The organism is Zobellia alginiliquefaciens, assembly GCF_029323795.1.
GTDB lineage: Bacteria > Bacteroidota > Bacteroidia > Flavobacteriales > Flavobacteriaceae > Zobellia > Zobellia alginiliquefaciens.
This window is the reverse complement of the sequence record NZ_CP119758.1, coordinates 180,549-193,470: the sequence shown is the minus strand read 5'-3', so window position 1 is coordinate 193,470 and position 12,922 is coordinate 180,549. Positions and strand designations below refer to the sequence as shown.

Sequence of the window (12,922 nt, the reverse complement as noted above, 5' to 3'; positions counted from 1 at the left end):
GCAAGAAGAGCAGTTCGGAGCGCTGTTAACTAAATTGTTAAGTACAAAAAAAGCCCGATATAACATCGGGCTTTTAAAATATCTTCTGGATTTGGTAATCTATGCGACTTCCGCTTCCGGATTTTCTTTTCTGTTTTTCATCCAGAAATAAAGCAGGGTGAAAAGTACGATTAGAATACCTGGGAATATGGTCATCGTTAATAAAGTAGCTTGACCGGAAACCAAATCTAGCTCATCACCAGTAAAACCTTCCGCAGCGGCTTTTGCTTTATCGGAATCAATCCATCCGCCAATAATAGGCTGAAAGATAGAGCTGGAGAACATCCCTACGGCACCAACAATAGAAAGCCCTAAAGCACCACTTTTTGGAATTTTATCAGCAACAAAACCAATCATGTTAGGCCAGAAATATGCAACGCCTAAGGCAAAGAAAATAGCGGCAACATACGCCATTGCACCTGTTTGTGTACTGAACATATAAATACCTAAGGTTGCTAAAACAGCAGAGCCTAATAGAACTCCCGTCTGATTGAACTTCGCTACCATATTTCCGCCAAAGAATCTGGCAACAGCCATTAATCCTGCGGTAAGTGCTAAAATAATCATTGGGTTTGCACCACTTTTGGAAAGAATGAGACCTACCCATTGGTTCGGTCCAAACTCTGATATAGCTGTCAATGCCATACATACTAACATAAAAAGGAATAGGGGGGAAAGCATCGCTTTAAAGTTTCCTCCAATAGTAGCGGCTTCTTCCACTTTGGCCTTAGGCCAAGATTGTCCAAAAAATAAATAGGCATAGATTAAGGTTGGTATAATAATCAACCATATTTGAGTTTCCCAGCTAAATTGCATATCGGTCATAAAGCTAGAGATAAGACTACCAATAGCAATACCACCTGGGAACCACATATGAAAACGGTTCATCATGGTACTCATTCTGTTTCCTTGGTAGGCATCTGCGATCATTGGGTTACAAGCAGCTTCCGTACAGCCATTTCCTAAACCTATTAATAGGGTTGAGATAAGAAGACCTGTATAACTTCCTGAGTAAATAGTCATGATTATACCAACGGCATGTGCAAAGAAAGCGAATTGCATAATTGCTTTTCCGCCTACTTTATGATAAATGAGTCCGCCTATGACCATTGACAACGGAAAGCCTAAAAACCACATGGAATTTATGAAACCTAATTGTTCACCACTTAAGCTTAATTCTTCTCCTAACTGAGGAAGAATACCGGCCCTAATACTAAAAGAGAATGCGGTTGTAATTAAAGCAAAGCAACTTGCATAAAAAAGTCTATTGGCGTTTGAGGCCATTTCATTTGTTTTTGTTTCCATAAAATATTGGTTTGTTGTTTAAGCTGAGATTCGTAAAAGTAACATTTGATAAATATTTATTGCGAAAATCGAAACGAAAGATAAATCAAAAATATGTAATTGATAAAAAAAATCGGAATTTAACAAAGATGTACATCCTATTAAAAAGCCCGAAAAAGAGCTGATAATTTCTTTTTTCAATTAATCATGTGTTAAATATACACTTATTTAAATTAACTATGTTACCTTCAAGGTGCCAAAAGTCAAGTGTTTAAGTGTGAAAAAGAGTGGACTCTTTCTTAATCGCTGTTAATTAACAGAGGTTGGGATACAGATATGCGCTTCCACAGAGGGAGGTATAAAAATTAACAATATTATATTTCTTTGATAAAATTGATAGAGGCAAAGTGAGAAAAACGTAATTTTTTACCTAATAAGTTGCCTTATTATTTTTATATTCACACCTGCTTTATAGAAAGATTATGTGCTACAAATAATTCCAGAAATATTGAGAAAATGAAAGAAAACAAGACCAAAACCAGTATGATCAAAAAATCAAGAAGAGATTTTGTAAAGAACACCGCATTGTTTACCGGCGGAGCTATGTTATTGCCTAACCTACAAATGAGTGGTATGGCTAATGTATTAGGAGACAAAAAGTTGAAATTGGCGTTGGTAGGTTGCGGAGGTCGCGGTACTGGTGCTGCGGTACAAGCACTTAATGCCGATGAAAATATAGAATTGGTGGCAATGGCAGATGCCTTTGAAGATCGCTTAAAAGGAAGCTTGGCGAACATTTCTAAGGCCATGGGTGAGACCAAAAAAATAAACGTAAAAGAAAAGAATCAATTTGTTGGTTTTGATGCGGCTAACAAAGCTATGGATTTAGCCGATGTGGTTATTTTGGCGACACCTCCGGGTTTCCGTCCTCAACATTTTGAATATGCTATAAACAACGGCAAGCACGTGTTTATGGAAAAACCAGTTGCAACAGATGTACCAGGTGTTCGTAAGGTCTTAGCTGCGGCAAAAAAGGCAAAAGAGAATAAGTTAAATGTAGTAGTAGGTCTTCAAAGACATTATCAAGACAGTTATTTGGCTGCGATGGACCACCTTAAAAAAGATGCCATCGGTAAAATTGTTTCTGGGCAAGTGTATTGGAACAGTGGCGGAGTTTGGGTTCGTGAGCGTCAAGCAGGGCAAAGCGAGCTTGAATATCAAATGCGAAACTGGTACTACTTTAATTGGTTGTGCGGTGATCACATTTTAGAGCAGCACATACATAATATAGATGTCGCAAACTGGTTTGTTGGTGAATATCCTATTTCTGCGCAAGGTATGGGAGGTAGACAAGTCCGTAACGGAAAAGACCATGGTGAAATTTATGATCATCATTTTGTGGAATATACTTATCCCAGTGGTGCCGTAATAGCTAGTCAATGTCGTCACCAACCGGAAACTATGAGTAAGGTTTCAGAATTTTTCCAGGGAACAAAAGGTACGGTTTATACTAAAGGAGATACAGCTACCTTAACGGATTGGAACGGTAACGCTATATTTGAGCACAGAGGTAAAGATGATCCAAACCCATATGAGGTAGAGCATGTGAAGCTTTTTGAATCAATTAGGAATGGAGGCGTAATTGCAGATGCCGAAAATGGGGCCAAAAGTACCATGAGTGCTATTATTGGTAGAATGGCTACATATTCAGGTAAAGTTATCAAATGGGATGAGGCCATGCAGTCAAATATAGATTTGGCACCGGACGAATTAACATGGGATTCTCCTGCTCCTGTTCAGCCTAATGCAGATGGTACTTATAACATTCCAAAACCTGGGGAAACAGTCGTAATTTAATTTAAGATGACTAGATAATACTTATGTCCCCGTAATCTCGGGGACATTTTTTTGTTTCCATTTTTTTAAAGAAACCTCACGTTTCTAACATAGTGGTTAACCGGAAAATAGGTTTAACTTTGTTTTCCATTTTTGAAATAGAATTATGCATAATACAATTAAACTTTTTGCTTCTGCGGCACTTCTTTGCTTGTCAATAGGGTGTAAGGAAGATAAATCTCAGAAAGTAAAAACAGAAGTAGTTCAATCTGCCGAAAAAATAGAAGCTCCCAAAACTGTAGAGGTGGATACTACGGTTATAAAAGAAAAGCCAACGGATGTATCTGCTCCTGAAGGTATGGTTTGGGTTCCCGGAGCTGTATTTTCGCAAGGTGCGGTGCCTCAAGATAAAGGGGCAATGGAGCATGAGAAACCGGCACATAAAGTTGCGGTAGATGGTTTCTTCATGGATGTTACAGAGGTTACCAACGACGACTTTAGGAAATTCGTGAAAGCAACGGGTTATGAAACTGTTGCGGAGCGCCAAATAGATTGGGAGGAAATGAAAAAACAACTTCCTGAAGGAACTCCAAAACCTCATGATAGTATCATGCAACCGGGTTCATTAACTTTTAAGCAAGCAAAGAGTTCCGTACCTAATTTATATGATTTTTCGCAATGGTGGAGCTGGACGATCGGTGCCGATTGGCAACATCCAAACGGGCCTGACAGTTCTATAAAAGGAAAAGGAAATTACCCTGTGGTTCACATTGCTTATGAAGATGCTTTAGCATATTGTGAGTGGGCTAACAGACGTCTGCCGACCGAAGCGGAGTGGGAGCGTGCTGCTCGCGGTAATCATTTGAACACTACTTATTATTGGGGCGATGAGGATACCAAATTATCGGAAAAAGCAAATACTTGGGAAGGTGAGTTTCCGGTTACCAACGTTGAGACAGATGGTTTTGGCCTTCGCGCACCGGTAAAATCATACCCTGCAAACGATTTTGGTTTATATGATATGGCAGGAAATGTATGGGAGTGGACAAATGATTGGTACAACACAAATTATTATAAAGAGGTAAATGCCACTTATCCTATAGCAAAAAATCCGGTAGGAGCTGACCAAGCTTATAATGAAAGAGATCCGTATGCCCGAGAAAAAGTAATGAAAGGCGGTTCGTTTTTATGTAATGCCAGTTACTGTGCCAGTTATAGGGTCTCTTCCCGTATGGCCACAAGTTTAGATTCATCATTAGAACATTTGGGTTTTAGAACTGTTGCTACACCTGATATGGTTCGTAATTCAAAATAAATAATTTCCCTTATGCAATTTTTAAATAATTTTAAGCCAGAGTTGGTCATTTCATCGCCAGGTAGAATTAACCTTATAGGTGAACATACGGATTATAATATGGGGTATGTATTGCCAACGGCTATAGAAAAAAACATCACCTTTAGTTTTAAAAAGAACGGTTCTGATAACCAATGCCACGTATACAGTAAAACGTATGATACGGGGTTTGAAATTGATTTGAATAAAGTAGCCGTTAGCAAGGTAGAGTGGGAGAATTACATTCTTGGTGTATTGAATGAAATCTCAAAACGAACGGATAAGGTAAGGGGTTTTGACTGTGTGGTAGAGAGTAACTTGCCTACAGGGTCAGGACTTAGTTCTTCCGCGGCATTAGAATGTGGGTTGGCGTTTGGTCTTAATGAGATGTTTGATTTGGGCTTGTCCAAGATAGAAATGGTACAGCTTTCTCAAACCGCAGAGCATACCTACGTGGGAACGCAATGTGGTATAATGGACCAATTTGCTTCGGTAATGAGCGAGGCCGGAAATGTTATTCTTTTAGATTGTCGTTCTTTAGAATACAAACATATTCCTATAGACCTATATCCGTATAAAATAATCCTTCTTAATACTAAAGTTTCCCATAACCTAGCTTCTAGTGAATATAATACCCGTAAGCAAGAATGTGAGCAAGGTGTAGCTGTAATACAACAGAAATATCCCAGCGTAAAATCATTGAGGGACGTTGATGAAGAAATGCTTCTTGCTTCCAAAGATTACATGAACCCTATAGTATACAATAGATGTTCTTTTATTGTAAAAGAGAACAATAGGGTGTTAAAGATGGTAGAAGCCTTAAAACAAAACAATCTTAAAGAGGTAGGTGAGTTACTTTATATGGCACATGATGGCATTAGTAAGGAATATGAAGTCAGTTGCCCTGAATCTGATTTCTTGGTAGATTTCTCAAAAGATAACAATCAAGTTTTGGGAGCGCGACAGACCGGCGGTGGCTTTGGTGGCTGTACGTTGAATATTGTACACGAAAGTGCCGTAGGAGACTTTGTAAGCTCGGCTACAAAGGCATACAAAGATAAGTTTGATATTACACTGGAAGCTTTTGAGGTGCGGCCAAGCGGCGGAACAACAATAATATAAGTAGAAAGGCCAATCTTAAGATCGGCCTTTTGTTTTTTTGGAAAAGAGAAGACTAGTGCGCCTGTGAATTCAATAGGGCGTCTTCTAATGCGAGTTTTTTGTGCCTGCTTAGTGGAATTGAATGTCCGCATACTTCAACCTGCGAGCCGTTAAACTTCTCCACTTTATCAAGATTTATAATGTATGATTTGTGAACCCTTAGAAATCTGTCTTCCGGAAGTTTTTCCGCGAAAGATTTCATGGTAGACAGAATTAAAATGTTCTGTTCATCGGTAATGACTTTAATATAATCACCTAGGCCTTCAACCCATTTTATATCACCAAGAGGTAATTTTACTTTTTTTAGTTTGCTATTTACAAAAATATAGTCGTCCTCGTTTTCTTCAATTTCAATATTGTTTTGGAGCGCTTTTTTAATGGCGGTATTAAAACGTTCTTGCCCAATAGGCTTAAGAAGATAATCCGTTACATCATAATCAAAGGCCTGCATGGCATATTGTTCTTTGGCTGATATGAGAATAATTTGTGGTCGGTTCTTTAAAGAGTCTATAAATTGAAACCCATTAATAAGGGGCATTTCAATATCTAAAAAAACGAGGTCAATGTTGTTTTCCCCCATATGTTTTTGAGCATCCACAGCGTTCTTGTAGTCTGCAATAAAACGGAGATTGATGTGGTTGTTTATAAGTTTTGCAACTGCCGTGCGCTGCGTCTTAGAGTCGTCTATTACTACACACGTTAATTTTACAGAGTTCATAATAAGAGGATTTTTTAAAAAGTATATAACTTCTTAATGAGGTTAAATATTTATTAATTAATCACCTTCTTTTTACAGTTGTGGGGCCAGAAAAAATAGGTTAGTGATTACAAATATATAGTTTAAAAATTTATTGGCTCTAAGGCCTTCTTAAAATAAGGAATGATTTTAAAAATCAGCAATTATTAAGCGGTAAACTGATAAATGTCATGTTTTTTTTCTTTAGATGGTTATATTTTTATAAGACAAATCAAAAGTCATGCTAAAAATACTTTTACCAACAGATTTTTCTGAAAATTCTAGAAATGCTATAGATTACGCCCTGCATTTTTATAAAGATGTGGAATGTGTTTTCTACTTGTTACATGCTTATACCCCTGTAGCTTATAGGGTTGATTACCTTTTGGGATCACCAGCACATGTTGGACTTGGGGACAATTGGCAATCAGAAACCGAAACCCATATAAATGAATTCTGTAGTGAAATAGAGAATTTAAATAAAAATGAGAAACATAGTTTCATAACGCATATAGCCTTAGAATCTTTGTTGGTTGAGGTGTTAAAGGTTACCTCCAGAGAGGGAATAGATATAATTGTAATGGGCACACAAGGAGCTACGGGAGCAAAGTCCATATTTTTAGGAACTAGGACCATGAGTGTTTTAAAAGTTTCCACATGTCCCGTATTGGTTATTCCGGAAAGATGTTTTTATAAAAAGCCCGCAAAACTGGCTTTAGCTACGAATTACAAAAGAAATTTCTCCGCAGATATTTTAGCACCGGTAGAACAGGTTCTTACGCGTTTTAGTGCATCAATGCACATTATGCATATAAATGAGGAGAAACGGTTGGATTCAATTCAGGGGTCCAATAGAAATACATTGGATGCCTACTTAAAAGCATTTAATCCTAATTACCACTGGATGCCCAATTTCACGAGTAAAACAAAGAGCATTCAGTTTTTTTTAAAGGAGTTGGATATCGATTTTTTGACTATGATCAAGCATGATCAGGACTTTTTTGGAAGTATTATGAGGGAATCGGTTATCAAAAAAGTAAGTTTTTGTGTGGAAGTACCATTTTTAGTGGTCCCTGTAACTGATTAAAAATCTTTAGTTTTTACGAGGTTCCAATTGCGCTCATAAAAGAATCTCTCCTGCTTCTGCTTAAAGTTATCTTTTTGCCTTCAACTTCTACCATGGTGTTGTTAAACTTCTCTATTCTTTTTAAGTTTATAATGTATGATTTATGAATGCGAATAAATTGTGAGTGGGGCAGTTTTTCTTCAAAAGCTTTCATTGATGATAATACCACGTGATTCGATTTTTCCGTAACCAGTTTTACGTAATCTCCCAATGCTTCTACCCATTTTATATCTTTATAATTGATTTTTACTTTTCTAGAATTACTTTTTACGAAAAAATGAGCTTCATCTTTATGGTTTGAACTTAATTGAGTGGTGCGTATTACTTTTTCAATAGATTTCTGGAATCTTGAGGGCATAACGGGTTTTAATAGGTAATCTGTTATATCATAATCAAATGCCCTAAAAGCATAATCTGGTTTGCTGCTGACCATTATGATTTGCGGACTCTCTGTAAAAGTTTCGATTAAATCAAAACCAGTAATCAAGGGTAACTCTACAGTAATAAAAATAAGGTCTATATCCTTATTTGCCCTATTGTTTTTAGCCTCTATTGCGTTTTTATAGATATGCTTTAAACCTAAGTTAGGGTGTTGTTCAATTAACTTTGCCAGTTCATTGCTGTGAACGGGAGAATCTTCTATAATTGTACATGTCAATATTAAATCATCCATAGTTCTCCGTGTTTTTCAATAGGTATTTACGAGACCGGTATAGCTAGGGTTTGGTTTTTCAACTACTTTTTGTTAATTCCGTATTCTGTTCTATGTGGGATTATCTTAAAAACCTTGTGTTTATTGACTGTTTGGGACATTGTAAGTAGTAATAACAAATACGACCAATACATAAAACTTTTAATAACTTTTAGAAGGGTCTTTTTACAAAAAGGCTATTTTTGTTTTTTAACTATTTAAAAAGAGGATTTGATTATGTCTGATAAAATAGAAAGGCTAAAGACGTTGATTATAGGATCGGGACCTGCAGGTTATACGGCAGCAATTTATGCGGCTCGTGCAGATTTAAAACCGGTTGTGTATACGGGAATGGAACCTGGAGGACAATTGACCACTACAACGGAGGTTGATAATTTCCCAGGATATCCAGAAGGAATCGATGGCCCTAGTATGATGGTGCAGTTGCAACAACAAGCAGAGCGTTTTGGTACAGATGTCCGAATTGGCATGGCAACTGCCGTTGAGTTAAGCGATACCGTAGGTGGTATTCATAAAGTGACTATTGATGATAATAAAACTATAGAAGCGGAAAGTATCATTATTTCTACTGGTGCTTCTGCAAAATATTTGAATATTCCTAGTGAGCAACGTTTACGTGGAGGAGGAGTTTCCGCATGTGCCGTTTGTGATGGATTCTTTTACAAAGGTCAAGATGTGGCTATTGTTGGTGCAGGAGATACTGCTGCAGAAGAGGCGTCTTATTTAGCTAATATCTGTAATAAGGTAACTATGTTAGTGCGTAAGGACTATATGCGTGCATCTAAAGCTATGCAACATCGTGTAGAAAGCTTAAGCAATGTAGAGATTAAGTATAATACCGAGGTTGATGAGGTTTTAGGAGAACAAGTTGTAGAAGGCCTGCGAATGGTGAACAACCAAACCGGGGCAAAAGAAGATATTGCTATCACAGGTCTTTTTATAGCTATTGGTCATAAGCCAAATACGGATATATTCAAAGGTCAGTTAGATATGGACGAAACGGGATACATCATAACCAAGGGCAAATCTACGAAAACCAATAAGCCAGGTGTTTTTGCTAGTGGCGATGCCCAAGACAAAGAGTACCGCCAAGCGGTAACTGCTGCGGGAACAGGTTGTATGGCCGCGTTGGATGCTGAGCGTTATTTAGCAACTGTAGAAGCTCCACAGGAAACCGTTTAAGGGTTATACATTACATTACGAGTAAAAAAAGCTGCATTATGCAGCTTTTTTTATTTCATTAGATTTTCAATCTAAACGTCTGTAGTTTTCGGAGTTTATTCTGTTTCCTTCTTCGTCTCTAAAAATCTGACTATATCTATTCTTTTCCAATTGAAGTTCCATTTCCCATTTCATATCGGCATTGGTGATTTTCCTCATTGAGGCGGACATATATTCTAGCTTTTCAGTGAGCGTACTATCTGTAGTTTCATAAGAACCATATCCAAACCATTCCACGGAATCGTTAGGTACGTAACGGGTCCACATTACTTTGCCATTGTAATACATTTTAATCTGTCTATACCCGTCCGCAACCAATAATGTATCTGAGGGATGAATACCGTCGTTATAATTATAATGACTGACCAATTCCCATGTACCCTCTATAGTAGGGTGATAGGTAGCTTCCGGAACTTCATATTTTGCAGCGGAAACAAGTAAGAAAGAAACACAGATTACGGTAATTATTTTTTTCATTGCCAAGTGTTTTTAAGGTTATCATAAAAGATTCTGTAAGATCGATTTAAATTAAATCTAAGGAGCTTTTTTAATCGATACGGTGATAGTTCTCAGAAGCAATACGTCCACCATCTTCGTCCAGTGATATTTGGGTATACGTATTGTTGTCCAATTGCAATTCCATATTCCATTCCATGTCTTCATTCGCTATTTTTCTCATTGAAGCAGACATGTATTCTAACTTTTCGGTTAAAGTATGATCTGTGGCTTCGTAAGAACCATAACCGAACCACTCTACCGTTTTATTAGGGGTATACCGTGTCCACATAACTTTACCGTTATAGAACATTTTAATTTGGCTATATCCCTTCTCTGGAGTAAGTGTGTCGGTAACGTTTTCACCGTCATAGTTGTAGCGGTTAACCAATTCCCAGGTTCCTTCTATCGAAGGGTGGAGTTCAGAAGTATCGGATTTAGTTCCCGTTGCGGAAATGAGCAGAAGCATCAATAATGCCAATCCTAGTAGATTTTTCATAGTAGTGTAGTTTAAATGGATAAGCTATTTTGTACCAATAAGTTACAACAAATTTTATGAAAATCGTATTTTTTGTAACAAAAAAATGTGGTATTCTCAACATAATTTTGTTCGTGTTAGGGTATGATTATGTTTGTGAGATACGGGTTGGGTAAATTGATATGACTTTGACCCCAATGTGTTTATAGGCTTGGAATTGCCCGTAGGACATAACGAAAAATGGAGAATGGGTAAGAAGAGCTCAGTACCCTGCATCGGAACAAACCAGAAACGGTGAACAGGTTGAGGCGGTAACCAAAGATATAGGAGACCCTGTTTGGTGGGATAGGGATTAAAAATTGACCAAAATTCCTAAGGAAGGATATTGATGCAATGTAATACGTGCTCAATATCCTTTTTTTTATGGGCGGCGCTCAATACGATTCTGCTCATAAGCGGCGCACTTTCATCCGGATAGGGAAAGCTGGTAACGATAATTCGGTTGGCTTCAAGGTATTCGGTTAATTGTACGTCCGAAAAAGTATATGCGGGATGCCCCTTCATGAAATGAAATGTTTTTCGCTTTTTCAGGTGCCTAGAAAAGTGATCTATATTTCGTTGTAATCGCTTTCTTTTTATATCGTAAATAATATCGGCCTCTACAAGTGTGGCCATAGCAGCCGGTGTTGCCGGACTTGCACCACCATAAAAAGAGGTCTCGGTTAAAGAGTGGATACGCTCGCCCGTACCAAAGATGGCACCTGCCTGAACCCCAAAACCCTTGCCCAATGACCCGCAAACAATAAGTTCTTTAATTTTTAACTTAGATAAAATGGAATAAACGCCACCGCCATTCTCTCCCACGATTCCCAAACCATGAGAATCATCTACAACTAAAATAACATCTTCAAGGGGAAGAACTTTTAGGGCTTCAAAATTAGGGTAATTACATCCTGAAAAATCAATACTGTCCAAAAACACTATGGGCGTAGTTTTGCTAGATGCCAAATGCTCGTGGATGGCAATATTCAGTGCGGCAAAAGTAGTGTATGGTTTTTTTATGGTTTGATATAGAGCGGAATGTGTATTTGGGGCGTAAAAAAAATGATGCTGTTTTGTGTTGAGTGCCTGAGCTAAAAACTGACCTGCCAAATATCCTGAAGATAAGGTTATGCATCCTTCGCTACCTACTAAATTGGCCAAATAACTCTCGGCCTCGTCAAACACCCTTAGACGAATATTCGATTTTCTTGAAGCGCCATAATTGGTGCCGTATTTGTTAATATTATTTATAAATAAATTCTGAAAATCATCATCGGTCTGAAGGCCTAAATAAGAGGTGCCGCCAAAATAAAGGTGAGAAACTCCGTTAAGCTTAATTTTTCTTCCCGGAAATGTGTCAATGTAGTGGCTCATGATCTTAAAGTAACACCGGTTCCATTCAGTTTTGGAAAAACAAGTTTTCCGTCCGCCAGTATTTTTACGCCATCTGCAATGTCGTCTTTAAGCAATAGAGGGCCATCCATATCAACATAATCCAATTGAGGTACCAATTGAGCTATGGCAGAAATGCCAACTGTAGATTCCGTCATGCAGCCTATCATTACTTTAACTCCCATTTCTTTGGCTTCGGCAATCATTCGTAGGGCAGGGGTAATGCCTCCACATTTTGTTAGTTTAATATTTATGCCACTATAGTGCAACGCACATTTTTGAACATCAGTTTCTAGAATACAGCTTTCATCGGCAATTACGGGAAGTGCGCTATGGTGCAATACTTTTTCCATGCCCTCCCAATTATCGGCTTTAAGGGGTTGCTCTAGAAACTCAACACCTAATTCCTTTAAGATGGGGGCATTGGTAATAGTTTCCTCTGCGGACCATGCACAATTGGCATCAATTCTAAAAATAGCATTGGTATGCTTGCGTAACTCTTGTACTATGGCCACATCATCTTCGGTGCCCAGTTTTATTTTATAGATGGGCCATGGCATTTCGTTCATCTTCTCCAGCATTTTTTCAACGGGAGCAATGCCTATGGTGTAGTTGGTTATGGGATATGAAGAATTGCCGGTACCCCATATATCATAAAGTGGTTTCTTTTGGAGTTTTCCATATAGGTCCCAAGCAGCAAGATCTAATGCGCAAATGGCAAAATTAGATAAGTTTTTTGTGGTTAAAAAAGCATGGAATTTTTCAGGATGGTCTATGTGAAAAGCTTCAATTTCACTCCTTATTTTTTCAATTTCGGCCGTTAAAGATTCAACGGTAATTTTATAGTAAGGGTTTGATGTAGTTTCGCCGTAACCGGTTTGTCCATCTAAAGAAAGGCCAACGATAAGGGTATCTTGAAAATCGTGGGATTCACGACTTATACTAAAGGTGTGTTTTAGGGCTAAAACGTATTTTTTTAAATCTAACTGCATGTTCCAATTCTTTTTACTAATATAAAAAGAGAAAAAGGGTTTATAGGTTTCTCCGTTCTTTTTTTTGAAACCGAT

The 12,922-nt window shown here is 37.8% G+C and carries 12 protein-coding genes; 5 read left to right on the top strand and 7 right to left on the bottom strand.

Features of this window, described 5'->3' with window-relative positions:
• Positions 1 to 99: 99 nt before the first annotated feature.
• Positions 100 to 1,344 (bottom strand): MFS transporter, encoded by a 1,245-nt coding sequence (locus tag P0077_RS00910; protein WP_276167302.1) that lies wholly within the window; start codon positions 1,342 to 1,344, stop codon positions 100 to 102.
• 495 nt (positions 1,345 to 1,839) lie between these two features.
• Between P0077_RS00910 and P0077_RS00905 the strand changes: the two genes are divergently transcribed.
• The 3 genes from P0077_RS00905 to galK all read left to right on the top strand — a co-directional run bounded on the left by P0077_RS00905 (position 1,840) and on the right by galK (position 5,614).
• Positions 1,840 to 3,180: a Gfo/Idh/MocA family protein gene (locus tag P0077_RS00905; protein ID WP_276167301.1), complete on the top strand. Its 1,341-nt coding sequence runs from the start codon at positions 1,840 to 1,842 to the stop codon at positions 3,178 to 3,180.
• A gap of 145 nt (positions 3,181 to 3,325) precedes the next feature.
• Positions 3,326 to 4,474, top strand: a complete 1,149-nt coding sequence (locus P0077_RS00900; protein WP_276167300.1) for a formylglycine-generating enzyme family protein — start codon at positions 3,326 to 3,328, stop codon at positions 4,472 to 4,474.
• Between the two features lie 12 nt (positions 4,475 to 4,486).
• Positions 4,487 to 5,614 (top strand): galactokinase, encoded by a 1,128-nt coding sequence (galK, locus tag P0077_RS00895; RefSeq protein ID WP_276167299.1) that lies wholly within the window; start codon positions 4,487 to 4,489, stop codon positions 5,612 to 5,614.
• 52 nt (positions 5,615 to 5,666) lie between these two features.
• Here the strand turns inward: galK and P0077_RS00890 are convergent, their stop codons facing one another.
• Complete coding sequence (locus P0077_RS00890) at positions 5,667 to 6,371, bottom strand: LytR/AlgR family response regulator transcription factor (protein ID WP_276167298.1); 705 nt, start codon at positions 6,369 to 6,371, stop codon at positions 5,667 to 5,669.
• Positions 6,372 to 6,630: 259 nt separating this feature from the next.
• On the opposite strand from P0077_RS00890, the gene P0077_RS00885 reads away from it, so the two are divergent.
• The gene (locus P0077_RS00885) at positions 6,631 to 7,476 is read left to right on the top strand and encodes a universal stress protein (protein WP_276167297.1); all 846 of its coding nucleotides are present in this window, start codon (positions 6,631 to 6,633) and stop codon (positions 7,474 to 7,476) included.
• Between the two features lie 13 nt (positions 7,477 to 7,489).
• On the opposite strand, the gene P0077_RS00880 is transcribed toward P0077_RS00885, so the two are convergent.
• Positions 7,490 to 8,188, bottom strand: a complete 699-nt coding sequence (locus tag P0077_RS00880) for a LytR/AlgR family response regulator transcription factor (protein WP_276167296.1) — start codon at positions 8,186 to 8,188, stop codon at positions 7,490 to 7,492.
• A gap of 255 nt (positions 8,189 to 8,443) precedes the next feature.
• On the opposite strand from P0077_RS00880, the gene trxB reads away from it, so the two are divergent.
• Positions 8,444 to 9,409: a thioredoxin-disulfide reductase gene (gene trxB, locus P0077_RS00875; protein WP_276167295.1), complete on the top strand. Its 966-nt coding sequence runs from the start codon at positions 8,444 to 8,446 to the stop codon at positions 9,407 to 9,409.
• 66 nt (positions 9,410 to 9,475) lie between these two features.
• Here the strand turns inward: trxB and P0077_RS00870 are convergent, their stop codons facing one another.
• From P0077_RS00870 to P0077_RS00855, 4 genes are all read right to left on the bottom strand, one after another.
• Positions 9,476 to 9,925: a hypothetical protein gene (locus P0077_RS00870; protein WP_276167294.1), complete on the bottom strand. Its 450-nt coding sequence runs from the start codon at positions 9,923 to 9,925 to the stop codon at positions 9,476 to 9,478.
• A 70-nt stretch (positions 9,926 to 9,995) separates the two neighbouring features.
• Positions 9,996 to 10,442 carry a hypothetical protein gene (locus P0077_RS00865; protein ID WP_276167293.1) on the bottom strand — a complete coding sequence of 149 codons (447 nt, stop codon included), beginning with the start codon at positions 10,440 to 10,442 and terminating at the stop codon, positions 9,996 to 9,998.
• A gap of 351 nt (positions 10,443 to 10,793) precedes the next feature.
• On the bottom strand, positions 10,794 to 11,837 hold the full coding sequence (locus tag P0077_RS00860; protein ID WP_276167292.1) for an aminotransferase class I/II-fold pyridoxal phosphate-dependent enzyme: 1,044 nt from the start codon (positions 11,835 to 11,837) through the stop codon (positions 10,794 to 10,796).
• On the bottom strand, positions 11,834 to 12,847 hold the full coding sequence (locus P0077_RS00855) for a dipeptide epimerase (protein WP_276167291.1): 1,014 nt from the start codon (positions 12,845 to 12,847) through the stop codon (positions 11,834 to 11,836). Before P0077_RS00855 ends, P0077_RS00860 begins: the two co-directional genes overlap by 4 nt.
• Positions 12,848 to 12,922: the final 75 nt, after the last annotated feature.